Here is a 25,324-nt window from a genome sequence, read left to right as displayed (position 1 = left end):
GCATGCGGCAGCCCCACTACCATGCGGCCGCAAGTTTTCCTTGAGTCACGAAGGCTTGGCCCGACAACAGCCCGACTGGCTGAAGCTATCCACAGCCTATCGGTGAGCGGACGCAAAATCGGGCATATCGAAAAAATAACGCCATGCCTGCTCTCCCTCCGCCCGAAAGCGCCGGAGCGCACGGACAAAGCCGATTCCTAACGCTGCGGCATGTAACGCGGCGCCAAGCGAGTGGATCTCATGGTGAAGGAGAGGAAGTGGTCGGGGCGGCGAGATTCGAACTCACGGCCTTCTGTACCCAAAACAGACGCGCTACCAGGCTGCGCTACGCCCCGACTGCTGCCCTGATAACCGCTCGGTTCGAAAAGGGGAAGAGGTAAGATGCGAATAAACATCCTCTCCCGCGCCGAACGGGGAAATTAGTCGCTACAGGGGCGCAGCGCCACCTGACGCGCAATCATCGGATGCGACAAAACGGTACCGCGCGATATCCCGTCCGCCCGCGCCCTGCCCCCATTCAGCTCCAGCACGAAACGCGCATCGGCCCCCGAGGAGATCGGAGTCAGATCTCCGGGAATAGCGTTTTCATGCACGGAGACCACCATGCCGGCGGCATCGATAAAGATCATATCCAGAGGAATCAGCGTGTTGCGCATCCAGAACGACCGCGGGCCTTCGTCAGGATAGACGAAAAGCATTCCCGCATCTTCCGGCATGGATTCGCGATACATCAGACCGCGCTCCCGCTCCTTGACCGTTGTCGCCAGCTCGATATCAAAGCTATCGAGCTGCTTACCGTTCTCGCTGAAAACGGCACGGTCCAACGCGCAGGAAATCCCAGCGGCCTCAGCCGGCCCGCTATGATAGCAGGCCAGAGCAACCAGCGCGGCGCACAGAGAACCGGGCCGGAAAATCATGCTTGTGCCCGCACACCGTTTTCCCATGCGAGAACCTGCGCCGCCATCCGGCCACGCCGCCCCTCGATCACCTTGAGGCAGACCGCCTCGCCGGGAGCCAGATCGGCAAATCCCGACCGGCGCAGAACCTCGATATGGATGAAGACATCCTCGGACCGACCGAACACATTGGCAAAGCCGAAGCCCTTGACCTTGTCGAACCATTTCACACGAACCGGTTCGAGCGGTAGATTTTCCAGATCCGCCGGCTCGGTGCCATCGAGATCCTCGATCGGCGGCACGTCATCTTCGTTTTCCGGCGGTTCGATCTGTAATACCTCGACCGCCTGACGCCCGCGCGGCGTTTTCTGCACCCTGACAGAAATCAGTGCATTATCGGCGACCGACCCCTGTCCGAAGTTCCGTAATACATTGGCATGGAGAAGGATGTCGGGCCCACCTTCCCCATCAAGAATAAACCCAAAGCCTTTGGCTGGATCGAACCACTTCACTTTACCGCGTAGCTCGCTCAAGTCATGCACACCGTCAATCATGTGTAATAGATCCGTCGAATAAACCAGACACCTCGCTGCATGGCCCAATGCAGCCTGTGCTCCCATACCCTACAGGTAACGTAACTGTTTCCGAAAAAAAACGATTATTTTACCTCATTCGCAATTCACGAAGCGCGAAATTCAAGGATTTAGACGCTGAACGCTCCAATCTGACGTTGCGTCACATCTTTCCCAGCGGAAACGGTCATGCAAACGGAATGCACCATCCGCCCAAAATTCAATCTCCAGCGGAAGGATACGGAAGCCACCCCAGAACGGCGGGCGCTTGGGGTTCGGCCCTTTCAGGGCGGTGATCTTAGCCACTTCGGCCATCAGCGTCGCGCGGCTATCAAGGGGCTGGCTCTGGCGGCTCGCCCACGCGCCCAGACGGGATTTCAGCGAACGTGAGGCGTAATATTCGTCCGCCTGCGGACCATCCTCGCGCGACACGAGCCCGCGCACCCGGATCTGGCGGCGCAGGGACTTCCAGTGCATCACGAAAGCGGCCTTACCCGCATGATCGAGCTCCTGCGCCTTGCGTGATTCGTAATTGGTGTAGAAGACGAAGGCCCCGCCAGATGCGGCATCTTGTCCTTCGATCTCCTTCAGGAGCACCATCCGCGCATTGGGCAGACCATGCGCATCGACTGTCGAAAGCGCGATCGCGTTGGGATCGTTGATCTCTGTTCCCTCGGCCTCGGCCAGCCATGTTTTTGCAATGGCAAACGGGTCATTGCCCGCAAAAATTCCCTCGCGATCCCCCATCGGGTCATCCTCCGTCCATCTTTATTACCGCTGCAGCGGGCATGAAGCCCCGAGGCGCGGATACCATGCCACAACTTGCGCGCAAGGGCGCGGAATGCAAGCGCTGCACCTTGTTCTTTTGTTGCGTTTCTCTTAATGCAATCCGACATATCAGAGGGAAGCGGGGGAAACCTGACATGACCAATAACCTTATGGCAGGCAAACGCGGCCTGATCATGGGCCTGGCGAACGATAAATCCATCGCCTATGGCATTGCCAAACAACTTCGGGATGCAGGCGCGGAACTCGCCCTCTCCTATCACGGTGAAGCGCTGAAAAAACGCGTCGATCCGCTGGCCGAACAGCTGGGCTGCGATACGGTCGTCGAGTGCGATGCCTCGAATGGCGAGTCCATCGACCAGCTCTTCGCATCGCTGAAAGAGAAATGGGGCAAGATCGATTTCCTCGTTCACGCCATCGGGTTCTCCGACAAGAACGAGCTGCGCGGCCGTTATGTCGACACCTCGCCCGAGAACTTCCGCGTCACCATGGACGTGTCGGTCTATTCCTTCACCGCTGTGTGCCGTCGTGCCGTCGAGATCATGCCCGATGGCGGCGCGCTCCTGACGCTGACCTATTACGGTGCCGAACAGGTCATGCCGCATTATAACGTGATGGGCGTCGCCAAAGCGGCTCTCGAGGCTTCGGTCAAATATATCGCGGAAGATGTGGGCAAGCTGGGCATCACCTGCAACTCCATTTCGGCCGGTCCGATCAAGACGCTGGCCTCCTCGGGGATCGGCGATTTCCGTTACATCCTGAAATGGAACGAGCTGAACTCGCCGCTGCGCCGCAACGTGACGCAGGATGAGGTCGGCAAGGCCGCACTGTTCCTGCTGTCCGAGCTGGGCACCGCCACCACCGGCGAGACGCTGCATGTAGATGCGGGTTACCATGTCGTCGGGATGAAGGCCGTGGACGCGCCCGATATCGACGTCACCACCAAGCGCAAGGACTGAGCCTGTGCTCGGGGTTCTGGGCGCGATCTATCTGGTCCATCTGGCCGCGGCGATCTCGCCCGGTCCGGCGGTCCTGCTCTGCGCCCGGACCAGCCTGCGTGAAGGCTTCCTGCGCGGCACTTGGCTGGCGGTCGGCATCGGGATCGGTGCCTGCATCTGGGCCATTGCCGCGCTCTTCGGGCTGGCGCTGCTGTTCAAGGTGGCGCCTGCCCTGCTGACCGCGCTGAAATTCGCGGGTGCGGTCTATCTGATCTATCTGGCGATCAAAATGTGGCGCCATGCGTCCGAGCCGCTGGCCGATCTCCCCGAAACCGAAGCCCCGCGCAATGCAGCAGGGCTGGTCTGGCTCGGGATCGCCACACAACTTGCCAATCCCAAACCCGCGGTGTTCTTCGGGACCATATTCCTGACCTTCGTGCCGCCGCAGGCCCCGCCTTGGGTCTATGTCGCGATCATCGGCATCGTGTTTTTCAATGATGCGGGCTGGAATGTGATCGTCTCGCGGATCTTCTCGCTCGAACGCACGCGCCGCGCCTATCTGGATCTCAAAACCACAATCGACCGCGTCTTTGGCGGTCTCCTTGGCCTGCTCGGCCTCAAACTCGCCATTAGCTGAGAGGATACCCTCATGACCCGCCTGCCCCATGAAAAAGGCTTCCATATCAGCTGGGACCAGATCCACCGCGATGCCCGCGCGCTGGCATGGCGTCTGGATGGCAAGGGCCCGATCGAGGGCAACTGGAAGGCAGTTGTAGGCATCACCCGCGGGGGGCTCGTGCCCGCGATGATCATGGCGCGCGAGCTGGACATCCGCACCGTCGATACGATCTCTGTCAAAAGCTACAACCATCAGGCCCGGACCGAACCGCATGTGATCAAGCCACCGCAGGCCGATATCATGGGCGCGGATGGTGAAGGCGTTCTGATCGTGGATGATCTCGTCGATACGGGCCGCACGCTGGAACTGGTGCGCACGCTCTATCCCAAGGCGCATTTCGCCACGATCTACGCAAAACCGATGGGTGTGCCGATGGTCGACAGCTATGTGACCGAGGTCAGCCAGGATACATGGATCTTCTTCCCGTGGGATATGGCGCTGCAATATGTCGAGCCCTATCGCGGCACGGATGCCTGAGACGCTCGACTGAGATTATTTCCTGACTGTAGTCAGGAAATCAGCCCTTCATCTCACGCTGGCGCATTGGCATGGCATCGATCGTCGAAAACAGCTCGCTGACGCCCAGCGGGCTGTTCTGATTGACCTTGATCCCGCCATCCTTACCGACCAGCACAACGCGGAATCCCTCGGGGTTGCCGAGCGCGTCCCTCAGCGCGGAGGCTGATCCATCGGCCTCGGACAGAACCACAATGTCCCGATCCTTAAGTTCTGAGGCTGCGGATTTCAGATTGGTCATCTGGATCCTGTAGGCCGGATCGGCAGGATCATCGGCCAGCACGATCACCGGACGGGCCTTCCAGCGCAACCCGTCAAGGCTGTCATTGGTGCTGGTCAGGGTTACAAAATTGCTTGCCTGCTGCGCGTCTGCCCCACCGACAGCGGACATGATCCCCCAAGTCGATGCGGCGACAGCGGCAGCATAGGCAATCGGGCGTGCGGCATTGGGTAGATGAGGCATGGGCAATCTCCGAATTGGCTCCAAATTATCTTCCGTCGGGGCTCTGACCAGCAAGCAGCGGCGACTCACATCATGGCCACTCACGTCAGGTAAGTCTGTCATCACAACGTGACAAAAGCCCGAATTGTTCATTTTCAATTTGAGTTTTCTCGGAAAAACGCGAGGGCGCTACCGACATGGGCAAAAAATGCGCAGAACGGGTGGCACTTGGCCTTGTGCTTACGGGGGCAAGCTGCTCAGGTATGCGCAAGTTTACGAGGATAAGATGACACTCACGCCCCTTGCTCCGCCCATGGCCGCCACTTTCGCTCCGCCGGTGATGGAGGCGCGGCGCTGGCTCGAGGGTGTGACCTTCCCCGCAGATCGCCCTTTGATCAATGTCTCGCAGGCAGCGCCCGTGGCCGCGCCCCCCGAAGGGCTGCGCCGCGCGATTGCCGATGCGGCGATGACGCAGACCGAAGCGCATCTCTACGGCCCCGTGCTGGGGATGCCCGAGCTGCGCACCGAGCTGGCCGCCCAATGGTCCAAAGCCTATGGCGGCACGATCAGGGACAGCAATGTCGCCATCACCCAGGGCTGCAATCAGGCCTTTGCCGCCGCGATGTCGACGCTTGCGGCACCGGGAGACGAGGTGATCCTGCCGACGCCCTGGTATTTCAATCATAAGATGTGGTGCGATATGGCCTCGGTCACGGCCGTGCCCCTGGCCACCGGTGCGGATCTGTTGCCCGACCCCGAGAAAGCCCGCGCCCTGATCACCCCGCGCACCCGTGCCATCATTCTGATCACGCCCAATAATCCGGGCGGGGTGGAATATCCGCCGGCGCTTGTGCAGGCCTTCATGGATCTGGCGCGTGACCACCGGATTGCGCTGATCCTCGACGAGACCTATCGCGATTTCGACAGCCGCGAGACCCGCCCGCATGAACTGTTCACCGATCCCGATTGGGGCGACACGCTGATCCATCTCTATTCCTTCTCCAAGGCCTATCGCCTGACCGGCCACCGCGTCGGCGCGATGGTGGCCTCCGAGGCGCGTCTGGCCGAGGTCGAGAAATTCCTCGACACCGTCGCCATCTGCGCAGGTCAGCTGGGCCAGATCGGCGCGCTCTGGGGGATGCGCAATCTGGGCGATTGGGTCGCGGGCGAACGCGCCGAGATCCTTGCCCGCCGTCAGGCGATGGTCGAGGGGTTCAAACGGCTCAACGGCTGGCGGCTGATGGGCTGTGGCGCCTATTTCGCCTATGTCGAGCATCCGTTCACGCTCGATGCGCCCGATGCGGCCCGCGAGCTGGTCAGACAGGCCGGCGTCCTCCTGCTGCCCGGAACGATGTTCATGCCCGAAACCGATGCCTCGGGCAAACGCCAGTTCCGCATCGCCTTTGCCAATGTCGATGCACAAGGTATTTCGACCCTGATGGACCGGCTGAGCACCGTCTCGCTCTAAGGAAAACTCTGAATTCCCCGCGAGCAGACGGCCTTGCAGGGCCGGAATGCTTGCGGGCTTGATGAGTTGCGCCTAAACACCACCCAACACACTGACAGGCATGCCCCCCGGGCGGAGGAACTGATGGCAAACAAGCTGCGCACCCATGGCAAGAATACCGTGGTCTGGATTCTGCTCGGACTGATCGTGATTGGCCTGATCGGCTTCTCTGCCAGCAATTTCGGCACAAGCACCGGCTCGATCGGCTCGGTGGGCGACACCAAGATCTCGACCAATGACTATGCCCGCGCGCTGCAGCGCGAACAGAACCAGATGCAGCAACAGACCGGTCAGGCGATGAGCTTCCAGCAGTTCGAGATGTATGGTCTGGACCGCCGCGTGCAGGGCCAACTCTTCGGTCAGGCCGCCTTCGAGAACGCCGCCGACAAGATCGGCATCTCGATCAGCGATGACGAGCTTGCCAAGCAGATCCAGCAAATTCAGGGTTTCCAGAATGCCGCCGGTGATTTCGACCGCAACACCTACCAGATGGCGCTGCGCAATCAGGGCATGAAGGAGCGCGAATTCGAGCAGAAGCTGCGCGCCGAGGTCTCGCGCTCGATCCTGCAAAGCGCCGTTGTGTCGGGCGTCCATGCACCGGATGCCGAGGTGAATGCCTACGCCGAATATATGGGCCAGACCCGCAGCGTGGCCTGGGCCGAGGTCACCAAATCCGACCTGACCCAGCCTGTGCCCGCCCCCACCGAGGACGCGCTGAAGACATATCACGACGATCATTCGGATGACTTCATGTCGCCCGAGACCAAGAAGATCACCTATGTCTGGATCTCGCCCGACATGCTGGCCGACAAGGTCAAACTGTCTGACGACGACCTGAAAGCCGAATACAATTCCCGCATCGAGGAATTCCAGCAGCCCGAGCGCCGTCTGCTCGACCGTCTGGTCTATCCCGATATGGATGCCGCCAAAGCCGCCCGTGCGGCCTTTGATGATGGCTCCAAGGATTTCGAGGCGCTGGCCAAGGATCGTGGCCTGACGCTGCAGGATACCGATATGGGCGATATGGCCGAGGATGATCTGGGCGATGCGGGCAAGGAGATCTTTGCCGCCGATAAGGGCGCGGTCATCGGCCCCGTCGAGACCGATCTGGGCCCTGCCCTTTACCGTGTGAACGGGGTTCTGCCCGCCAATAACCGCAGCTTCGACGAGGTGAAGAGCGAGCTGGGCGAGAGCGCCCGCGACGCCGCTGCCCGCAAGATGATCGAGGACGAGCGCAGCAAGCTCGAGGATGAGGTTGCAGGCGGTGCTACGCTCGAGGATATCGCCAAGGATACCAATATGCAGCTGGGCACCATCGAGTATAGCGAGGACAGCTCCGATGGCATCGCGGGCTATGATGCCTTCCGCACGGCCGCAGCGCAGATCAAATCCGACGATTTCGCCGAGCTGACCGAGCTGGATGATGGTGGCCTCTTCGCAATGCGCCTCGATGGCACGACGCCCGCCGCCGTGATCCCCTTCGACAAATCCCGCGATCAGGTGCAGGCGGCATGGGAAGCCGAGAAGCTTCTCGAGGCCAAACAGGCCCGTGCCGACGAGGCCGTGAAAGCCGTCACCGACCAACCCGACACCCAACTCTCGGCCACCGGGCTTCTGACCACCGAAAGCGGCAATCTGGCGCGGGGCGCCTATGTCAAGGGCCTCTCGCCTGCCGCCCTGCAACAGGCCTTCACGCTCGATCTGAACGCGGCCGCCAAGGTCACCGATGGCGAGAAGGTCTTCGTTGTGCGCCCCGTCAAGATCACCAAACCCGATCTGAAAGACGATGCGACCGCCAAGATGGTGGAGAACCTGCGCAATCAGGTCTCGCAATCGCTGGCCGGTGACATGGTCGATCTCTATGCCACCGCGATCCAGAACGAGGATGGCATGCAGATGAATTCCACCGCCATCAACGGCGTCAACGCGCAGATGCGCTGACGCCACCCATTACCCAAAGCCTGAGGAGGTTCGACATGGTTGCCCTATTCCCGTCTTTCGAGGCGTTCGACTCCGGCTGGCAAGACGGTAAGAACCAACTGGTCTATGCGCGTCTGGCGGCAGATCTCGATACGCCCGTCTCGCTGATGCTCAAACTCACCGATGCGTCGAAAAACAGCTTCATGCTGGAATCGGTCACCGGTGGCGAGGTGCGCGGGCGCTATTCCTTTGTCGGTATGAAACCCGATGTGATCTGGGAATGTCGTGGCGAGACCGCGCGGATCAACCGTTCGGCGCGTTTCGAGGAGACCTTCGAGACGCTCGACGGTCACCCGCTCGACAGCCTGCGCGCGCTGATTGCGGAAAGCCGCATCGACATGCCCAAAGACCTGCCTGCAGGGGCCGCCGGCCTTTACGGCTATCTTGGCTACGACATGATCCGTCTGGTCGAGAAACTGCCCGATGTGAACCCCGATCCGCTGGGCGTGCCGGATGCGGTGCTGATGCGCCCGTCGGTGATTGCCGTCCTTGATGGCGTGAAGGGAGAGGTCATCCTCTGTGCGCCCGCATGGACCGGCTCGGGCCTTTCGGCCAAGGCCGCCTATGCGCAGGCCGCCGAACGGGTAATGGACGCACTGCGCGATCTGGACCGCACGCCCAACCAGCCCCGTGAAATGGGCGAGAACTTTGCCGTGGGCGAGCTGCGCTCGAACTTCACCCGCGAGGGCTATATGGCCGCGGTCGAGAAGGCCAAGGACTATATCCGTGCAGGCGATATCTTCCAATGCGTCCCCGCCCAGCGGTGGTCGGCCGATTTCCCGCTGCCGCCCTTCTCGCTCTATCGCTCGCTGCGCCGCACCAACCCCTCGCCCTTCATGTTCTATCTGAATTTCGGCGGGTTCCAGATCGTGGGCGCCTCGCCCGAGATCCTCGTGCGGGTGCGCGATGGCGAGGTGACGATCCGTCCCATCGCGGGCACCCGTCCGCGGGGTGCGACGCCCGAGGCCGATCGTGCGCTGGAAGCCGATCTCTTGTCGGACAAGAAGGAACTGGCCGAGCATCTGATGCTGCTGGATCTGGGGCGCAACGATGTGGGGCGTGTGTCGAAAATCGGCACTGTCCATCCGACCGAGAAATTCATCATCGAGCGTTACAGCCATGTGATGCATATCGTCTCCAATGTGGTAGGCGAGATCTCGGACGAGCATGACGCGCTCTCGGCGCTGCTGGCAGGGCTGCCTGCGGGCACCGTGTCGGGCGCGCCCAAGGTCCGCGCGATGCAGATCATCGACGAGCTGGAACCCGAGAAGCGCGGGATTTATGGCGGCGGCGTGGGCTATTTCGCGGCCAATGGCGAGATGGATATGTGCATCGCGCTACGCACGGCGGTGGTGAAGGACCAGACGCTCTATATCCAGGCCGGGGGCGGTGTCGTCTATGACAGCGATCCGGCGGCGGAATACGAGGAAACCGTCAATAAATCCAAGGCCCTGCGCAAGGCGGCCGAGGATGCCGGTCTCTTCGCCCATCGCGGCAATTGAACAACGAAAGGCCCGCAGCGCGCGGGCCTTTTTGCTGTCTGGCTTAGTCCTGCGTATCGAATTGCGCCGAGACCGGCGCCAGTGCCACGTCATCATGCGCGCCCGAGGCCCAGTCGCGCAGGCCCGCCACCGATTCCGGCCATGCGCTTAGCATGACCACCGTCTTCCCGTCGCGCTTCGCCTCGAATTCGGCGCGGGTCAGCTCGCGGGCGATATGGCTTGCCCGCTCGCGCCCGTCATCGAGCACCCGCCAGATCTTCGCCTCGGGCCAATCGGCATTATGCGCCAGCTGGGAAGCCGAATTGCTACCGCGGTCCTGCGTGATCAGGGCCAGACCGTCGCGCTCGGCCAGCTCCAGCAGATGCTGCGAGAGTTGGCGGTCGTTCTGCACCACAGGTGCCGCAGGTTCGACCAGCGCCACCGCACCCGGCACGGCCTGCCGCCATGCCTCCATCGCGGTGTCGAGATCCTGCACCACGGGTGAGGCAGGCAGCCCCGTCATCAGGATAACGACCTCGTAGCCCGCGCTCCGATACGCCTGCGCCACCGCCCGCGCATCCGACCGCGCGGGGTCGATCGCGATGGTCAGCGGATAGCCGAGGCTGAGAAGCGTGTCCTGATCCAGACCGCCTCTGGCGATGCCCCTATCGATCAGCACCACCGAGAAGAGCGCCGCGCCCTCGGGCCGCTCGAACGCTGCCCGATTGGTTTTCCATGCGCTGGCGTCGGGGGTCGGGGCGGCAGCAGACGGCGCGGCCCCCGCACCGATCTGCGGCAGGCGGTCCGTCGCCACATCGGGATCGGCGCGGAGCCCCGCCCCCTCGCCTGCGGCAAAGACCCGCGGTTTTTCGACCCGCCCATCCGGCAGGACCTGCGAGCCATCGGGCAGCAGCACGATCTCGGAGGCGGTTCCGGACGGGAGCGCGCTGGTGCCGTCATCGCCCTCGGGGGTGATCGCCGGATCGACCGGTTTCTCGGCCATCGGCAGATCGGGGGCCACGGCCTCGCCGGGTGGCGGAACGGGGATCTGCTCGATGCTCCCGGGCATATTGGCGGCCTCATCGCCGGTCGCGGGAGTGCCAGCGGTATCGGGCGCGCTCAGGCCCGCCTCGGGACGCGCGCCCGGATCGGTGAAATCCTCCACCTCCCCCGCATCGGGACCGACGACCTGTGCCAATCGTGTGGCCTGCGGCGCGGGGCGGGGATCGGGCGCGCGCTCCGGTGCCAAGTCAGGCGCTATATCGGGGGCGGCATCCGGCAGGGCAGCGGCAAGTCCGGCGGTAAAACCGGCGGGCGCATCGGTCGAATCATCGAGCGCGGCCAGCGGCGATACGGGCGCGGTATCGGGCGCCATTTCCTCTTCAGGTGCGGCGTTCTCCTTGTCCTGCAGGGCATGGCCCTGAACGGGCGTATCCGCCACGGGTGCTTGTGCGGCCTGTCTGGCAGGGGCATCGTCGGCCTGTAGCCCGTCCAGCGGCAGAATGAGCGACACAAGGCCCAAACCCAGCACCGACACGATCGCGCCAACTGCTACACCGGACAAAAGGCCTCGCACCATAAGGCAAACTCCCTCGTTCTTGCCAATCTCGCGGGCGGGATGCAGGAAATCATGGGTCCTGCCCTTGACCATCGCGCCACGCTGCGGGCATCTATAGCGCGACATCCATCCCGGATCACCCCGGAAATCGGCTCGGACGTGCAAAGCCTGCGCGGACGTGACCCAAAAGCTTCCCCGGTTCCGGCCCGAAGGCGTTAGGCGAGCATATGCTACTTCTCATCGATAACTACGACAGCTTCACCTATAATCTGGTGCATTATTTCGGCGAGGTGGGCGCGGATGTGAAGGTCGTGCGCAATGACGCGCTGAACACGCAAGACGCGATGGGCATGGGAGCCGAGGCACTGGTGCTCTCGCCCGGTCCGGGCACGCCCGCACAATCGGGGATTTGTGTGCCTGTGACGCTGGCGGCCTATGAGGCGGACCTGCCGCTCTTTGGCGTCTGCCTCGGCCAGCAGACCATCGGCGAGGCTTTCGGCGGCGATGTCGTGCGCCATACCGAGATCGTGCATGGCAAGATGGGCACCATCCATCACAACGGCAAAGGCGTGTTCCGCGGGCTGCCCTCGCCGCTTCAGGCCACGCGCTACCATTCACTGGTGGTGGACCGTGCTACCCTGCCCGACTGTCTCGAGGTCACCGCATGGCTGGAAGATGGCACCATCATGGGGCTGCGCCATAAGGAGAAGCTGATCGAGGGGGTGCAGTTCCACCCCGAATCCATTGCCTCCGAACATGGCCACCAGATGATCCGCAACTTCCTCGAGGATGCCGGTGTCACGCTGAAAGACATGAAAGAGGCCTGAGCGATGAGCGATGCGATGAAACCGCTGATCTTTGCGGCCTCCGAGGGGCCGCTTAGCCGTGCGCAGGCCGAACATGCCTTCACGCTCCTGTTCGAGGGCAAGGCCACGCCCGCCCAGATCGCGGGGCTCCTGATGGCCATGCGCGCGCGCGGCGAGAGCGTGAGCGAATATGCCGCGGCCGCGGCCGCCATGCGCGCGGCCTGTGTGCCGATCCATGCGCCCGAGGGCGCGATGGATATCGTGGGCACCGGTGGCGATGGCAAACACACGCTCAATATCTCGACCGCGACGGCCTTTGTGGTGGCGGGAGCCGGCGTGCCGGTGGCCAAACATGGCAACCGCGCGGCCTCGTCCAAATCGGGCACGGCGGATGTGCAGGGCGAGCTGGGCATCAATGTGATGGCCGGCGTGGAGGCGGCGCAGCGCTCGCTGAATGAGGCGGGCATCGGCTTCCTGATGGCGCAGGTCCACCACCCTGCCATGCGCCATGTGGGGCCCGTCCGCTCCGAGCTGGGCTGCAAGACCATCTTCAACATCCTCGGGCCGCTGACCAATCCCGCAGGTGTCAAACGCCAGCTGACAGGTGTTTTTGCTCCCGATCTGATCTGGCCGATGGCCGAGACCCTGCAACTGCTGGGCTCCGAGAAAGCATGGCTCGTCTATGGCTCGGATGGCACCGACGAGATCACTATCACCGGTGTGACCACCGTGGCCGCGCTCGAAAACGACAAGATCCGCGAGTTCGAGATCCATCCCGAGGATGCGGGCCTGCCGGTGCACCGGTTCCGCGATATCGTGGGCGGCACGGCGGCAGAGAACGCCGCAGCCCTCCGCGCGATCTTCAATGGCGAGAAATGCGCCTATCGCGATGCGGTTGTGCTGAATGCGGCCGCAGCGCTCGTGGTGGCGGATCGCGCCACGACCCTGAAAGAGGGCGCCGAACTTGCCGCCCATTCCATCGATAGCGGGGCCGCCCTGCGCGCCCTTGATACGCTTGCCAAGATCACGCAGGAGGCCACGGCATGAGCACCATTCTGGACAAGATCAAGGCCTACAAGCTTGAAGAAATAGCCGCCGCCAAACAGGCCCGCCCGCTGGGGGGGATCGAGGCCGAGGCGCGTGCGCAATCACCCACCCGTGGCTTTGCCAAGGCGCTGGCTGCGAAATCCGAGGCAGGCTATGGCCTGATCGCCGAGATCAAGAAGGCCTCGCCCTCCAAGGGCCTCATCCGCCCCGATTTCGACCCGCCGAGCCTTGCCAAAGCCTATGAGGACGGTGGGGCTGCCTGTCTGTCGGTGCTGACCGATACGCCCTCTTTCCAGGGTGCGCCCGAGTTCCTGATGCAGGCGCGGGGGGCCTGCTCGCTGCCCGCTTTGCGCAAGGATTTCATGTATGACACCTATCAGGTGACCGAGGCCCGCGCCTGGGGGGCCGATTGCATCCTGATCATTCTGGCCTCCGTCGAGGACGGTCAGGCCGCCGAGCTGGAGGCTGCGGCGTTTGACTATGGCATGGATGTGCTCCTCGAGGTGCATAACCGCGAGGAACTGGACCGCGCATTGAAGTTGAAATCGCCCCTGATGGGGGTGAATAACCGCAACCTCAAAACCTTCGACGTCACGCTCGATGTGACCCGCGAGCTGGCGCCGGTGATCCTCGCCGAAGGCCGCGATCTGGTCTGCGAGAGCGGCATCTTCACCACCGAAGACATGGCCGATATGGCGGGTGTGGGGGCGCGCCGGTTCCTGATCGGCGAAAGCCTGATGCGTCAGGACGATGTGGCGGCTGCCACCAAAGCCCTGCTGGCCCGCGCATGAGCCTGTCGCATTTCGACGCCGCCGGTCAGGCCCATATGGTCGATGTTTCGGACAAGCCCGTCACAGCCCGCGTGGCTGTGGCGCGTGGCCATGTGGTGATGGCGCCCGAGACTCTGGCCTATGTGATCCAGGGCACAGCCAAAAAGGGGGATGTTCTGGGGATCGCGCGGATTGCGGGCATTCAGGCCACCAAACGCACCGCCGATCTGATCCCGCTGTGCCATCCGCTGCCGATCACCAAGGTCGCGGTGGATCTGGTGCCCGACGACACATTGCCCGGTGTGCGGGTGGAGGCCACCGTCAAAACCACCGGCCAGACAGGCGTGGAGATGGAGGCGCTGACCGCCGTTTCGGCAGCCTGCCTGACCGTCTATGACATGCTCAAGGCGGTCGAGAAATCCATGCGGATCGAGGGGATCGAGGTCGTGCTGAAGGATGGCGGCAAATCGGGCCGCTACGAGGTGGGCGCATGAGCCTGCTCCCCGTCGAGGAGGCGCTCGAGCGGGTGCTCGCGCTGGTCTCGCCCCTGCCCCTCGAGACCGTGCCCTTGCGCGCCGCCGCTGGCCGCGTGATGGGCGTGCCGGCCCATGCGGGCCTGACCCAACCGCCGTTCTCGGCCTCGGCGATGGACGGCTACTGGCTGGACGCCGCCGACCATCTGCCCTTGGCACAGCTTGACGTGGTAGGTGAATCCGCCGCCGGTCGCAGCTATCAGGGCGAGATCGCACAGGGTGAGGCGATCCGCATCTTTACGGGCGCGCCCGTGCCGCGCGAGGGCGGCGTGGTGGTCCTGCAGGAAAACACCACCCGTGAGGGAAGCGGGCTCACGCTTGCCGCAGAGCTGTCCACCAATGCCAATATCCGGCCCAAAGGTCAGGATTTCGCGCAGGGCACCCTCTTCCATCCCGAACGCCCGCTGACGCCCCGCGATCTGGGACTTCTGGCGGCGATGAATGTGGCCAATGTCACGGTGCATTGCAAACCGGTGGTCGCGATCATCGCGACAGGCGACGAGCTGGTGATGCCCGGCAATCCTCCGGGCCCAGACCAGATCCTCTCCTCCAATAGCTTCATCGTGGCAGCCCAGGTCGAGGCGATGGGGGGCATCGCGCGGATGCTGCCGATCGCCGCGGATGACCGCGAGAGCCTGCGCTTGGTCTTCGATCTGGCCAAGGGAGCCGATCTGATCGTCACCTCGGGCGGGGCCTCGGTGGGAGATCATGATCTGGTGGGCGAGGTGGCCGCAGAGCTGGGCCTCGAGCGTAGCTTCTGGAAAATCGCCATGCGTCCGGGCAAGCCGCTGATGGCGGGACGCATGCGTGATGCGGTCCTCCTGGGGCTGCCCGGCAATCCGGTCTCGGCCACGGTCTGCGCCGAGTTGTTCCTGAAACCGATGTTGGCCAAGATGCAGGGCCGTGCACATCGGCAAGAACCGCTGCGCGCCATTCTGGGCTGCGACCTCGGCCCGACCGGTCCGCGCACCCATTACATGCGCGCGACGCTGGAGGAAGCGGACGGCTTGCCCCGCATCACCCCCTTCACCAATCAGGACAGCGCGATGCTGTCCCTTCTGGCGCAGGCAGACGCCTTACTTATTTGTGAACGTGGTGAAGGGCCTTTCAAACAAGGCGATGAAGTCTCCTATCTCCCTTTGATCTAAGCAAAATCCCGTTCCGGAATTGACACGGAACAGGAACACAGGTAGAACTTTAAACGAACATGACTTGACACGCGCTTAGATTTTCGTCGGAGACCCAGATGCTGACTCGCAAACAACTGGAATTGCTCAATTTCATTAATCTGCGTCTGCAGCAGGACGGCGTTCCGCCCTCTTTCGACGAGATGAAAGACGCGCTGGAACTGCGCTCGAAATCGGGGATCCACCGGCTGATCACAGCGCTGGAAGAACGTGGTTTCATCCGCCGTCTGCCGCACCGGGCGCGGGCCATCGAAGTGCTCAAGATGCCGGAGACGCAAGAAAAACAGCGTGATAGCGGCTTTACGCCCGCGGTGATAGACGGTGGCCGCCCCGAACGTCCCGCCAAGGCGATGGATCTCGAGGCGGTGCATGCGCTGGAGCTGCCGGTGATGGGCAGGATAGCGGCGGGTGTGCCGATCGAGGCGATCTCCGAGGTCTCGCATAATGTCGCGGTGCCGGGAAGCATGCTGGCCGGAGCGGGTCGTCATTACGCGCTGGAGGTGCGGGGTGATTCCATGATCGAGGCTGGGATCAATGATGGCGATATCGTCGTGATCCGCGAGCAATCCACCGCCGAGAATGGCGAGATCGTTGTCGCGCTGGTAGATGAGGCGGAGGCAACGCTCAAGCGCTTCTATCGCCGCAGTGGCATGATCGCACTGGAGGCGGCCAATCCCGCCTATGAGACCCGGATGTTGCGTGGTGATCAGGTGCGTGTGCAGGGGCGGCTTGTCGGGCTGATCCGCAACTACTGATAAAGCTCGGGCGTGGTCCAGAGCCTGCGCCCGACCCTTTCGCGGACCGAGGTCAGCGACCCATCCTCGCCCCATGACACCGCCCCCGTTTGCGCCAGCCGCGCCCTGTCCCAGATCCGGCATTGCACGGTATCGCGCGGCAGATCAGGTGGCAGCTCCGCCGCAATAATCACCAGTGCTCCGTCCCGGCAATACTCGGATAGGTGATCGGGCGCGGCCTTACCGGTCAGGTGGACCAGATCCACACTACGCCAATGGCTGTGCCGGATGCCTTTGTCTCCCGCCCAAGCCGGACGGGACGCCGCCTCCGAGATCCCCGCCATATCCCCATCGGCCTCGAGCCATATCCCTGCCACGAACCCCGCCCCGTCGCGTGAGAGCGCCCGCCCCGCAGGGGTCATCAATCCGACCTGCTCGGCTTCGGGCGCAACGATCAGGGCCGGACGCGGGACCTGCCACCATATAAGCGCCGCAAGACACAGAGCGAGCGCCCCGCCCCCCCGCCCGATCCCGCGCGAGAGGATAAAGACCACCGCCCCCGCTCCAAGGAGCGCCACAACCAGTTCGGGCGGCGCCTTGACGGCGGTGACAGAGCCGGGCCACCCCGCCACCATCCGCGCCACGCCCAGCAGCCAGCCGGTTCCGAGCCCCAGCAGCCAGAAGGCTGGTCCGCCCAGACCCAGTGGCGCCAGCGCCAGCGCCAGAAGCCCCGCCGGCATGATCACCATCCCCATCGCAGGCACCGCCAGAAGATTGGCGACGAGCCCGTAATCGGCCATGCGATGGAAGGTGGCTGCCGTCAGTGGCGCTGTTGCCAGCCCTGCGATCAGCGAGCTGGAGGCGAACCCGATCGGCACGCGCAGGACATGCGGCAGGCGCGGTGCGAGCCTTGCCCAGAGCGCAAGGCCCGAAATCAACGCGACGGTCGCCGCAAAGGACAACTGGAACCCCGGATTGAGGAGTGCCTCAGGCGTGGCCATCAGGATGACGATCGCCGCCAGAGCCACATTGCGCAGGCTGAGCGCGCGCCGGTCGAAGATCACAGCGCCCAGCATCACCGCCGCCATCACCCATGCCCTCTGGGTGGAAACCTGCCCGCCCGACAGCCAGAGATAGGCGCTGGCCGCAAGGATCGCGACAACGGCGGCGATCTTGCGGCTCGGCCATAGCAGCGCGGGTCGCCCGAGCCCCGCAAGGCAAAGCCGCACAAAGGCAAAGACGAGCCCCGTCAACAAGCCGACATGCAGACCCGAGATGGCCACGACGTGATAGATATTGGCCGCGCGCATCACCTCGTTCGTGCTCTCCGATAACGCGGACCGGTCACCGGTGAGGATGGCGCTGGCGATGGCCCCGTTCTGTCCCGGCAGATGGGCGAGGATCAGACGTGACAGCCGCTCGCGGAGACGGTTGGCCAGCAATGCGGCCCCTTGCGGCGGATCGATCAGCATCACCGGGGTGCGGGAATAACCCACCGCGCCGATCTGCTGGAAAAAGGCGATCCGGCGGAAGTCGAAGGCATCGGGGGCAGCAGGGGGCGGCGGCGGCATCAGGTAGCCTGTCAGCATCACCCGCTGGCCGGGGCGCAGCGCCAGATGGTCCTGTGTTCCGTGCAGCGAGACCCGCACCTTCGCAGGAAGGCGCTCCGGCGCGACCCTGTCGAGGCGCAGCCGGTCCAGCAGCAGGCGCGGCCTGTCCGAGGCGCTGCGATCCAGCGAGAGCACCCGACCCTCGATCGTGCCGTAATAGCGGAAGTCCAGCACGGGGGCGGCCACCAGATGCGCCCTGAGCCCCGCAAAACAGAAACCGAGCGCCATCACCCCGATCATCGCACAGGGAAACCATAGTGCTACTGGCAATCGCCCGCGCCCGAGCAGTGCAAGCGCGACGATGCCCCCTGCCATGAGATAAACCGGCGCGTCCGGCTCGGTTTTCAGCCCGAACCAGAGCCCGATTCCTGTCCCCAACCCCAGCGGCAGCCAGAGCATGAGTTGCAGATAGGCCTGCATCGAGGCATGCCCGAGGACCGTCAGTGCCCTCGCATACCAGCGGCTCTCCCGTTCAGCCATATGATCTTGCGAGAAAACCTCGCTCATCACGCCTCCATGCCCCGTAGAAAACCCCGAAAGATTTGGCCGGGCTGCCCCTGCGTGATGGCTCGAACCCTTGTCCTTCCGGGCTGTGCCTCTTATTCATCGACGCAAAGAAACCGGAACCCTACGCCGACCACGGTCAGGCAACATGGTTTCCAAATGCTTAATGCGCGCTAAATGGCGCCTCGAAAGGCCCTCACGATGTCCGACCAGATCGTCACCCGCTTTGCCCCCTCGCCGACCGGCTACCTGCATATCGGGGGCGCGCGCACCGCACTCTTCAACTGGCTCTATGCCCGCCATATGGGCGGCAAGGTTCTGCTGCGGATCGAGGATACCGACCGCGAGCGCTCGACCGATGCGGCCACGGCGGCGATCATGAAAGGGCTCGACTGGCTGGGCCTCGATTTCGACAGCGACCCGATCAGCCAGTTCGAGCGCGCGCCCCGCCATGCCGAAGTGGCCAACGAAATGCTGGCGCGTGGCGAGGCCTATAAGTGCTTCTCGACCCAGGACGAGATCCAAGCCTTCCGCGACACCGCCAAGGCCGAGGGTAAATCCACCCTCTTCCGCAGCCCGTGGCGCGATGCGGACCCCTCGACCCATCCCGACGCGCCTTTCGTGATCCGTGTGAAAGCGCCGCTCGAGGGCAAGACGGTGATCAAGGATGCCGTGCAAGGCGATGTAACCATCCGCAATGACCAGATCGACGACATGATCTGTTTACGTTCTGATGGTACGCCTACCTATATGCTTGCTGTGGTTGTGGATGATCATGATATGGGCGTCACGCATGTGATCCGTGGCGATGACCACCTGACGAATACCGCCCGTCAGATGCTGGTCTATAATGCGATGGGCTGGGATGTGCCCACCTTCGCGCATATTCCGCTGATCCATGGCCCCGATGGCAAAAAGCTTTCCAAACGCCACGGCGCGGTCGGCCTCGAGGAATATCAGGCCATGGGCTATCCGGCGGCCGGCATGCGCAACTATCTGACGCGCCTCGGCTGGAGCCATGGCGATGATGAATTTTTCAGCGACGAGCAGGCCCGCGAATGGTTCGATCTGGGCGGAATCGGCAAATCTCCCGCGCGGCTCGATTTCAAGAAACTCACCAATATCTGCGGTCAGCATATCGCCGTGATGAATGACGCCGATATTGTTGCTCAAATTGACGGCTATCTTGCAGCTGCCGAACAGCCCCTGCTTTCTGACGCACAAAAAGCCGACCTGGAGCGGGCAATGTATTGCCTGAAAGACCGCGCGAAGACTTTCCCAGAACTCCTTGAAAAGGCGGCATTTGTCCTCAACCAGCGTCCGCTGGAACTAGACGAGAAATCGGAAAAGGCTTTGGATGCGGTATACCGTGGTATCCTGAAAGAATTGACGCCGCAGTTGCAAAATGCTAGCTGGACGCGAGAGGAATTGGAGGCAATTGTACAAACTGTCGCAGAGGCGCATGGACTGGGGCTTGGCAAGCTTGCTGCCCCCTTGCGCTCGGCTCTGGCAGGGCGTTCAGTAAGCCCTAGTGTTTTCGATATGATGCTGATCCTCGGTCGCGACGAGACCGTGGCGAGGCTGAATGATCAGGTGGCCTGAGGCCGGGCCACCTTCCGGCTCGACCGGATAATTACAGACCGGCGCGGCCCAGCCGGCATTACGAAAGGGAACCCAATGGCTGATAGAACGGCGACGCTCACCCTGGACGGGAAGTCCTACGATCTCCCCGTGCTTTCTCCGGCTGCAGGCCCGGATGTCATCGACATCCGCAAGCTCTATGCACAGGCTGACGTCTTTACCTATGATCCGGGCTTTACCTCGACCGCGTCTTGTGAATCCGCAATTACCTTCATCGATGGGGAAAAGGGCGAGCTTCTGCACCGCGGCTACCCCATCGACCAGCTCGCGCAGAACTCGCATTTCCTCGAGACCTGCTATCTGCTTCTCTACGGGGAACTGCCGGACAAGGCGCAAATGGAAGATTTCGAATATCGTGTGACCCGTCACACGATGCTGCACGAGCAAATCAACAACTTCTTCCGTGGTTTCCGTCGCGATGCACACCCGATGGCGACCATGGTCGGTGTCGTGGGTGGCCTGTCTGCCTTCTATCACGACAGCCTCGACATCAACGATCCGTGGCAGCGTGAGGTCGCCGCGATCCGCATGATCGCGAAGCTGCCGACCATCGCCGCGATGGCGTATAAGTATTCGGTCGGCCAGCCGATCGTCTATCCGCGCAACGATCTCGATTACGCGTCGAACTTCCTGCATATGTGCTTCGCGGTTCCGGCGGAGCCCTATCATGTGGAGCCCGCGCTTGCCAAAGCCATGGACCGCATCATGATGCTCCATGCCGATCACGAGCAGAACGCTTCGACCTCTACCGTGCGCCTCGCGGGCTCCTCGGGCGCCAACCCGTTCGCCTGTATCGCTGCCGGCATCGCCTGCCTCTGGGGTCCGGCACATGGTGGCGCCAACCAAGCCTGCCTCGAGATGCTGCGTGAAATCGGCACCGTCGACCGCATTCCGGAATATGTCGCGAAGGCGAAAGACAAGAACGATCCCTTCCGCCTCATGGGCTTCGGTCACCGCGTCTACAAGAACTTCGACCCGCGGGCGAAGGTCATGAAAGAATCGGCGGACGAGGTGCTGGCGTTGCTGGGTATCGAGGATAACCCGCTCCTGCAGGTGGCCAAGGAACTCGAGAAAATCGCCCTCGAGGACCCCTATTTCGTCGAGAAGAAACTCTACCCCAACGTGGACTTCTACTCGGGCATCATCCTCGAAGCGATGGGCTTCCCCACCTCGATGTTCACCCCGATCTTCGCGCTGTCGCGCACCATCGGCTGGATCTCGCAGTGGAAAGAGATGATCGAGGATCCGACCGGCAAGATCGGCCGTCCGCGCCAGCTCTATACCGGCGCGACCGCACGCGATTATGTGCCCGTCGAAGACCGCTGATCAAAGCTGCATTTGATACAGATCATGGAAAGGCCGGGAGATTCCCGGCCTTTTCTCGTAGCTGACAGATGGATGACGCCGGAGGGGCCAGCGGCCCCGACCGGTTTCGCGAGGGCCTCGATGGCCCGAGAGAAACCGGCTCCGGCGCGGAGCACAACATAAGGACGACCCGATGCCGCATGACAGACTCGCCCTCATCACCGGTGCCTCCCGCGGCTTGGGCGCAGGTCTTGCCGAAGCGCTGGCCGCGCGTGGCTATCACATCATGGCCGTCGCCCGCACCGTGGGCGCGCTGGAGGAACTCGATGACCGCATCCAGGCCAAGGGGGGCCGTGCGACGCTCGCGCCGCTTGACCTCAAAGATCCCGCGCAGGTCCAGCATATGGGGCAGGCCATCGCCACCCGCTGGGGCGGTGTAGATCTGTGGTGCCATACGGCGATCCACGGCACCCCGCTCTCGCCCGCAGCGCATATCGCCCAGAAAGATATGGAGGCGGCCATCGCCATCAATCTGACACTGCCGGCCATGCTGATCCCGATGATGGAGCCCCTTCTGCGCGCCCGCACCGGACAGGCCGTCTTTTTCGACGACACCCATGGCGGGGAGAAATTCTTCGGGAGTTACGGCGCCACCAAGGCCGCCCAGATCGCCCTCGCCCGCTCTTGGGCGGCCGAAACCGCCACGATCGGCCCGAAGGTCAGCATCCTCTCGCCGCGCCCCATGCCGACGGGTCTGCGGGCGCGCTTCTTCCCCGGCGAGGACCGCGCCCCCCTCACCCGACCGCGTGACGAGGCACAGCGTCTGATCGACTGCCTGCTGCCCCAGCCTGCCTGATCCAGCAGCGTTCCGGCCCTTGAATGCCCAAGCCTGAGGCAGTCTGCCGCAATGCGGCGCGAAGGACACGCCCTGTGACCTTTGTGCAGCGTCCTGCCGCAGCGCGGGGGCTTCGGCGCTTTACCGCTCGCGGAGGCCGCGTTATCACCTAGCTCAAGCACAAAGGGGCGCGTGCGTAGCCGCATCGCCCCATCATCTTCAGCTAAGAGGTTCGGGGCAGATATGCGCATTCTCATCACCAATGACGACGGGATCAATGCACCGGGCCTGAGCGTCCTTGAAGAGATCGCCAAAAGTCTTGCCGGACCCGCAGGTGAGGTCTGGACCGTCGCCCCCGCCTTCGAGCAATCGGGCGCGGGCCATTGCATCAGCTATTCGCGTCCGATGCTGACCGCCGAGCTGGGACCGCGCCGGTTTGCCGTCGAGGGCAGCCCTGCCGATTGCGTGCTGGCCGGCATCTACGACATCCTGTCGGACGCCCGCCCCGATCTGATCCTCTCGGGCGTCAATCGCGGCAATAATTCCGCCGAGAACGCACTTTATTCCGGCACGTTGGGCGGCGCTATGGAAGGCGCCTTGCAGGGCATCCCCGCCATCGGTTTGAGCCAGTTCATGGGCCCGCGCACCTCTGTGCTTGATGACCCCTTTGAAGCCGCGCGCCAGCATGGCCCGGCACTTGTCCGCAAGCTTTGGGAAAACGGCATCTGGGATGATGGCCCCTATCGCGTCTTCTACAGCATCAATTTCCCGCCTGTCTCGGGCGCCGATGTCAAAGGCAGCAAGGCCGCACCTCTGGGCTACCGCACCGATAGTTTCTTCACCACCGAGGCCACCTTCTCGCCCTCGGGCAAGAAATTCCTCTGGGTAAAGGGCGGCCCGCAACACACAGCCACAGCGCCAGGCACCGATGCCGCTCTCAATCTCGATGGCTATATCTCGGTCACGCCGATGCGCGCCGATCTGACCGCCCATGATGTGCTGGGCAAACTGGAAACGGTCCTTGAATGAGCACGCCCGACGACGATGCCGAGCGCAAGATGCGCTTCCTGTTCCAGATCCGCTCGCGCGGTGTGACCGATGCTGCCGTGCTCAAGGTGATGGAACGGATCGACCGCGGGAAGTTCGTGCGCGGCATCTTTGCGGGACGCGCCTATGAGGACATGCCGCTGCCGATCAGCTGCGGCCAGACCATCAGCCAGCCCTCCATCGTCGGGTTGATGACGCAGGCGCTCGAGATCGGGCCGCGCGACACGGTGCTGGAGGTCGGCACAGGCTCGGGCTATCAGGCCGCGATCCTCTCGGGCCTGGCGCGCCGCGTCTATACGGTCGACCGCTACAAACAGCTGATCCGCGATGCCGAGGATGTGTTCCGCGCGCTCGATCTGTCCAATATCGTGGCCTTGGCGGGTGATGGCAGCTTCGGTCTGCCCGATCAGGCCCCGTTCGACCGCATCATCGTGACGGCCGCCGCCGAAGACCCACCGGGTCCGCTCTTGTCGCAGCTGAAACCGGGCGGTATCATGGTGTTACCCGTGGGCCAGTCCGACACCGTGCAGAGCCTGATCCGTGTGCGCCGCCTCGAAACCGGCTTCGATTACGAGGAGCTACGCTCGGTCCGCTTCGTGCCGCTGGTCGAAGGGCTGGCAAACGAGTGATGCCGGAACGGGTTGCGGTTCCCGCCCCAGTGTCTACAACAGCTAAAAAGGGCCCGACAGGGGCAGGAACCAAAGAGGAAAGAGCGCCGATGACTTCTTACAGACGCCCCCGTCTTGCAACCTTCCTGATGATGGGCTGTGCTGCGGCCGCGCTGTCTGCCTGTATGCCATCGGGCTTCGATCCCGACCTGCGGAAATATTCCCAGATCGGCTTCGATACCACCGATGCGGCGCAACGGGCCACCGCCCCGCGCCCGCAATCCGACAATCGTGGCATCATCTCCTATCCCACCTATCAGGTGGCGGTCGCCAGTCGCGGCGATACCGTGGCAAGCGTGGCCGCGCGCGTGGGTGTGAACGCCAATGATCTGGCGCGCTACAATGCCATTGGCACCTCCACCACGCTCAATCAGGGCGCGGTTCTTGTGCTACCGAGCCGCGTGCAGGAACCGGTCGGGACCGGCTCCTATACCGGTGCCACCACCGCAAGCGGTGCCGAGAATATCGACATCACCTCTCTTGCCTCCAATGCCATCGACCGCTCGCAAGCGTCTGGCGCGACCACTCCGGCGGCCGCCCCCGCAGCCAGCAAACCGGTTGCAGGCAAACCCGCAGGCCCCGAACCCGTCCGTCACCGCGTGGCCCGTGGCGAGACCGCCTATTCCATCGCGCGCTATTACGACATCCCTGTCAAATCATTGGCCGACTGGAACGGGTTGCCCTCGGATATGAGCGTCCATGAGGGCCAGTATCTGCTGATCCCCACTGCCCTTCCTGCCACGGGCAAGGTCACTACCAGCCAACCCGGTCAGGGCAGCGCCACGCCCACGCCGCCTTCGGCGGCAGAGCCGCTGCCGCAGCAGAGCACAAAACCGGCATCGGCGCCGGTAGATACCTCCTCCGTGCCCAATCTGGGCAAGCAGGTCAGCGCCTCCAATTCGGCGAAACTGCTGATGCCGGTCAGCGGCTCGATCATCCGCCCCTATGTGAAGAAGAAGAACGACGGGATCGATATCTCGGCGGCAGCCGGCACCCCCGTGAAAGCCGCAGCCGATGGCACGGTGGCCGCAATCACCAAGGATACCGATCAGGTGCCGATCCTTGTGCTGCGCCATGCGGACGGCCTGCTGACCGTCTATGCCAATATCGACAATATCTCCGTCCAGAAAGATGGCACCGTCAAGCGCGGCCAGACCATCGCAAAAGTCCGCAACAGCAATCCGGGCTTTGTGCATTTCGAGGTCAGGCAAGGCTATGAGAGCGTCGATCCGATGCCGTATCTGCAATAAGAAAAGGGGCCTATTGGCCCCTTTTCCATATT

At 63.0% G+C, this 25,324-nt stretch carries 24 protein-coding genes and 1 tRNA gene; 18 read left to right on the top strand and 7 right to left on the bottom strand.

The window, feature by feature from the left end:
• Window positions 1–258: 258 nt before the first annotated feature.
• The 4 genes from VSX56_RS12225 to pdxH all read right to left on the bottom strand — a co-directional run bounded on the left by VSX56_RS12225 (window position 259) and on the right by pdxH (window position 2,215).
• A tRNA-Pro gene (locus tag VSX56_RS12225) sits at window positions 259–335 on the bottom strand.
• An 84-nt stretch (window positions 336–419) separates the two neighbouring features.
• Window positions 420–824: a DUF192 domain-containing protein gene (locus tag VSX56_RS12220; RefSeq protein WP_350937426.1), complete on the bottom strand. Its 405-nt coding sequence runs from the start codon at window positions 822–824 to the stop codon at window positions 420–422.
• An 89-nt stretch (window positions 825–913) separates the two neighbouring features.
• A complete protein-coding gene (locus tag VSX56_RS12215; protein ID WP_339113025.1) occupies window positions 914–1,450 on the bottom strand; it encodes a cold-shock protein in 537 nt (178 codons plus the stop codon).
• Window positions 1,451–1,591: 141 nt separating this feature from the next.
• Window positions 1,592–2,215 carry a pyridoxamine 5'-phosphate oxidase gene (gene pdxH, locus VSX56_RS12210; protein WP_339113026.1) on the bottom strand — a complete coding sequence of 208 codons (624 nt, stop codon included), beginning with the start codon at window positions 2,213–2,215 and terminating at the stop codon, window positions 1,592–1,594.
• A gap of 176 nt (window positions 2,216–2,391) precedes the next feature.
• Between pdxH and fabI the strand changes: the two genes are divergently transcribed.
• The 3 genes from fabI to gpt are packed head-to-tail and all read left to right on the top strand — an operon-like array spanning window position 2,392 to window position 4,348.
• On the top strand, window positions 2,392–3,213 hold the full coding sequence (gene fabI, locus VSX56_RS12205) for an enoyl-ACP reductase FabI (protein WP_339113027.1): 822 nt from the start codon (window positions 2,392–2,394) through the stop codon (window positions 3,211–3,213).
• 4 nt (window positions 3,214–3,217) lie between these two features.
• Window positions 3,218–3,829, top strand: coding sequence for a LysE family translocator (locus VSX56_RS12200; RefSeq protein WP_350937423.1), 612 nt, complete (start codon window positions 3,218–3,220; stop codon window positions 3,827–3,829).
• A 12-nt stretch (window positions 3,830–3,841) separates the two neighbouring features.
• Entirely contained in the window at window positions 3,842–4,348 is a 507-nt protein-coding gene (gene gpt, locus VSX56_RS12195) for a xanthine phosphoribosyltransferase (RefSeq protein ID WP_339113029.1), read from the top strand.
• 40 nt (window positions 4,349–4,388) lie between these two features.
• On the opposite strand, the gene VSX56_RS12190 is transcribed toward gpt, so the two are convergent.
• Window positions 4,389–4,850, bottom strand: a complete 462-nt coding sequence (locus VSX56_RS12190; RefSeq protein WP_350937420.1) for a DUF4174 domain-containing protein — start codon at window positions 4,848–4,850, stop codon at window positions 4,389–4,391.
• A 265-nt stretch (window positions 4,851–5,115) separates the two neighbouring features.
• On the opposite strand from VSX56_RS12190, the gene VSX56_RS12185 reads away from it, so the two are divergent.
• The 3 genes from VSX56_RS12185 to trpE all read left to right on the top strand — a co-directional run bounded on the left by VSX56_RS12185 (window position 5,116) and on the right by trpE (window position 9,818).
• Complete coding sequence (locus tag VSX56_RS12185; RefSeq protein ID WP_350937417.1) at window positions 5,116–6,297, top strand: aminotransferase; 1,182 nt, start codon at window positions 5,116–5,118, stop codon at window positions 6,295–6,297.
• A 123-nt stretch (window positions 6,298–6,420) separates the two neighbouring features.
• Entirely contained in the window at window positions 6,421–8,277 is a 1,857-nt protein-coding gene (locus tag VSX56_RS12180) for a SurA N-terminal domain-containing protein (protein ID WP_350937415.1), read from the top strand.
• Window positions 8,278–8,312: 35 nt separating this feature from the next.
• A complete protein-coding gene (gene trpE / locus VSX56_RS12175) occupies window positions 8,313–9,818 on the top strand; it encodes an anthranilate synthase component I (protein WP_350937413.1) in 1,506 nt (501 codons plus the stop codon).
• Between the two features lie 43 nt (window positions 9,819–9,861).
• Here trpE and VSX56_RS12170 read toward each other — a convergent pair whose 3' ends face one another.
• The gene (locus VSX56_RS12170) at window positions 9,862–11,481 is read right to left on the bottom strand and encodes a divergent polysaccharide deacetylase family protein (protein WP_350937411.1); all 1,620 of its coding nucleotides are present in this window, start codon (window positions 11,479–11,481) and stop codon (window positions 9,862–9,864) included.
• Between the two features lie 101 nt (window positions 11,482–11,582).
• On the opposite strand from VSX56_RS12170, the gene VSX56_RS12165 reads away from it, so the two are divergent.
• From VSX56_RS12165 to lexA, 6 genes are all read left to right on the top strand, one after another.
• Window positions 11,583–12,182 carry an anthranilate synthase component II gene (locus VSX56_RS12165; protein WP_339113035.1) on the top strand — a complete coding sequence of 200 codons (600 nt, stop codon included), beginning with the start codon at window positions 11,583–11,585 and terminating at the stop codon, window positions 12,180–12,182.
• Between the two features lie 3 nt (window positions 12,183–12,185).
• Window positions 12,186–13,208 (top strand): anthranilate phosphoribosyltransferase, encoded by a 1,023-nt coding sequence (gene trpD, locus VSX56_RS12160; protein WP_339113036.1) that lies wholly within the window; start codon window positions 12,186–12,188, stop codon window positions 13,206–13,208.
• The gene (gene trpC / locus VSX56_RS12155; RefSeq protein ID WP_350937407.1) at window positions 13,205–13,999 is read left to right on the top strand and encodes an indole-3-glycerol phosphate synthase TrpC; all 795 of its coding nucleotides are present in this window, start codon (window positions 13,205–13,207) and stop codon (window positions 13,997–13,999) included. The genes trpD and trpC overlap by 4 nt, the downstream gene beginning before the upstream one ends.
• Complete coding sequence (gene moaC / locus VSX56_RS12150) at window positions 13,996–14,472, top strand: cyclic pyranopterin monophosphate synthase MoaC (RefSeq protein WP_350937405.1); 477 nt, start codon at window positions 13,996–13,998, stop codon at window positions 14,470–14,472. Before trpC ends, moaC begins: the two co-directional genes overlap by 4 nt.
• Window positions 14,473–14,474: 2 nt before the next feature.
• Window positions 14,475–15,659 (top strand): molybdopterin molybdotransferase MoeA, encoded by a 1,185-nt coding sequence (locus VSX56_RS12145; protein ID WP_350937655.1) that lies wholly within the window; start codon window positions 14,475–14,477, stop codon window positions 15,657–15,659.
• Window positions 15,660–15,757: 98 nt separating this feature from the next.
• Complete coding sequence (gene lexA / locus VSX56_RS12140; RefSeq protein WP_339113039.1) at window positions 15,758–16,453, top strand: transcriptional repressor LexA; 696 nt, start codon at window positions 15,758–15,760, stop codon at window positions 16,451–16,453.
• Here the strand turns inward: lexA and VSX56_RS12135 are convergent.
• On the bottom strand, window positions 16,447–18,549 hold the full coding sequence (locus tag VSX56_RS12135) for a ComEC/Rec2 family competence protein (protein ID WP_350937402.1): 2,103 nt from the start codon (window positions 18,547–18,549) through the stop codon (window positions 16,447–16,449). The genes lexA and VSX56_RS12135 overlap by 7 nt on opposite strands.
• A gap of 198 nt (window positions 18,550–18,747) precedes the next feature.
• Here VSX56_RS12135 and gltX point away from each other — a divergent pair, with 198 nt between their 5' ends.
• The 6 genes from gltX (at window position 18,748) to VSX56_RS12105 (ending at window position 25,292) form a co-directional block, all read left to right on the top strand.
• Complete coding sequence (gene gltX, locus VSX56_RS12130; RefSeq protein ID WP_350937399.1) at window positions 18,748–20,148, top strand: glutamate--tRNA ligase; 1,401 nt, start codon at window positions 18,748–18,750, stop codon at window positions 20,146–20,148.
• 75 nt (window positions 20,149–20,223) lie between these two features.
• Entirely contained in the window at window positions 20,224–21,513 is a 1,290-nt protein-coding gene (locus VSX56_RS12125) for a citrate synthase (protein ID WP_339113042.1), read from the top strand.
• 172 nt (window positions 21,514–21,685) lie between these two features.
• Window positions 21,686–22,348: an SDR family NAD(P)-dependent oxidoreductase gene (locus VSX56_RS12120; RefSeq protein ID WP_350937396.1), complete on the top strand. Its 663-nt coding sequence runs from the start codon at window positions 21,686–21,688 to the stop codon at window positions 22,346–22,348.
• Between the two features lie 222 nt (window positions 22,349–22,570).
• The gene (surE, locus tag VSX56_RS12115) at window positions 22,571–23,356 is read left to right on the top strand and encodes a 5'/3'-nucleotidase SurE (RefSeq protein ID WP_350937394.1); all 786 of its coding nucleotides are present in this window, start codon (window positions 22,571–22,573) and stop codon (window positions 23,354–23,356) included.
• Window positions 23,353–24,003: a protein-L-isoaspartate(D-aspartate) O-methyltransferase gene (locus VSX56_RS12110; protein WP_339113045.1), complete on the top strand. Its 651-nt coding sequence runs from the start codon at window positions 23,353–23,355 to the stop codon at window positions 24,001–24,003. Before surE ends, VSX56_RS12110 begins: the two co-directional genes overlap by 4 nt.
• An 89-nt stretch (window positions 24,004–24,092) precedes the next feature.
• A complete protein-coding gene (locus VSX56_RS12105; protein ID WP_434096030.1) occupies window positions 24,093–25,292 on the top strand; it encodes a peptidoglycan DD-metalloendopeptidase family protein in 1,200 nt (399 codons plus the stop codon).
• Window positions 25,293–25,324: the final 32 nt, after the last annotated feature.

The sequence above is a fragment of the Thioclava kandeliae genome (assembly GCF_040297545.1).
Classification (GTDB): Bacteria; Pseudomonadota; Alphaproteobacteria; order Rhodobacterales; family Rhodobacteraceae; genus Thioclava; species Thioclava kandeliae.
This window is presented reverse-complemented; position numbering and strand designations above follow the sequence as displayed.

Excerpts from the sequence above, each read along its gene's own strand:
- VSX56_RS12190 (WP_350937420.1), bottom strand. The coding sequence starts at position 4,850 with ATGCCTCATCTACCCAATGCCGCACGCCCGATTGCCTATGCTGCCGCT.
- gltX (WP_350937399.1), top strand. The coding sequence starts at position 18,748 with ATGTCCGACCAGATCGTCACCCGCTTTGCCCCCTCGCCGACCGGCTAC.
- fabI (WP_339113027.1), top strand. The coding sequence starts at position 2,392 with ATGACCAATAACCTTATGGCAGGCAAACGCGGCCTGATCATGGGCCTG.
- trpD (WP_339113036.1), top strand. The coding sequence starts at position 12,186 with ATGAGCGATGCGATGAAACCGCTGATCTTTGCGGCCTCCGAGGGGCCG.
- moaC (WP_350937405.1), top strand. The coding sequence starts at position 13,996 with ATGAGCCTGTCGCATTTCGACGCCGCCGGTCAGGCCCATATGGTCGAT.
- VSX56_RS12165 (WP_339113035.1), top strand. The coding sequence starts at position 11,583 with ATGCTACTTCTCATCGATAACTACGACAGCTTCACCTATAATCTGGTG.
- trpC (WP_350937407.1), top strand. The coding sequence starts at position 13,205 with ATGAGCACCATTCTGGACAAGATCAAGGCCTACAAGCTTGAAGAAATA.
- VSX56_RS12215 (WP_339113025.1), bottom strand. The coding sequence starts at position 1,450 with ATGATTGACGGTGTGCATGACTTGAGCGAGCTACGCGGTAAAGTGAAG.
- lexA (WP_339113039.1), top strand. The coding sequence starts at position 15,758 with ATGCTGACTCGCAAACAACTGGAATTGCTCAATTTCATTAATCTGCGT.
- VSX56_RS12135 (WP_350937402.1), bottom strand. The coding sequence starts at position 18,549 with ATGAGCGAGGTTTTCTCGCAAGATCATATGGCTGAACGGGAGAGCCGC.
- gpt (WP_339113029.1), top strand. The coding sequence starts at position 3,842 with ATGACCCGCCTGCCCCATGAAAAAGGCTTCCATATCAGCTGGGACCAG.
- VSX56_RS12125 (WP_339113042.1), top strand. The coding sequence starts at position 20,224 with ATGGCTGATAGAACGGCGACGCTCACCCTGGACGGGAAGTCCTACGAT.
- VSX56_RS12120 (WP_350937396.1), top strand. The coding sequence starts at position 21,686 with ATGCCGCATGACAGACTCGCCCTCATCACCGGTGCCTCCCGCGGCTTG.
- surE (WP_350937394.1), top strand. The coding sequence starts at position 22,571 with ATGCGCATTCTCATCACCAATGACGACGGGATCAATGCACCGGGCCTG.
- trpE (WP_350937413.1), top strand. The coding sequence starts at position 8,313 with ATGGTTGCCCTATTCCCGTCTTTCGAGGCGTTCGACTCCGGCTGGCAA.
- pdxH (WP_339113026.1), bottom strand. The coding sequence starts at position 2,215 with ATGGGGGATCGCGAGGGAATTTTTGCGGGCAATGACCCGTTTGCCATT.
- VSX56_RS12180 (WP_350937415.1), top strand. The coding sequence starts at position 6,421 with ATGGCAAACAAGCTGCGCACCCATGGCAAGAATACCGTGGTCTGGATT.
- VSX56_RS12105 (WP_434096030.1), top strand. The coding sequence starts at position 24,093 with ATGACTTCTTACAGACGCCCCCGTCTTGCAACCTTCCTGATGATGGGC.
- VSX56_RS12170 (WP_350937411.1), bottom strand. The coding sequence starts at position 11,481 with ATGTCGCGCTATAGATGCCCGCAGCGTGGCGCGATGGTCAAGGGCAGG.
- VSX56_RS12185 (WP_350937417.1), top strand. The coding sequence starts at position 5,116 with ATGACACTCACGCCCCTTGCTCCGCCCATGGCCGCCACTTTCGCTCCG.
- VSX56_RS12110 (WP_339113045.1), top strand. The coding sequence starts at position 23,353 with ATGAGCACGCCCGACGACGATGCCGAGCGCAAGATGCGCTTCCTGTTC.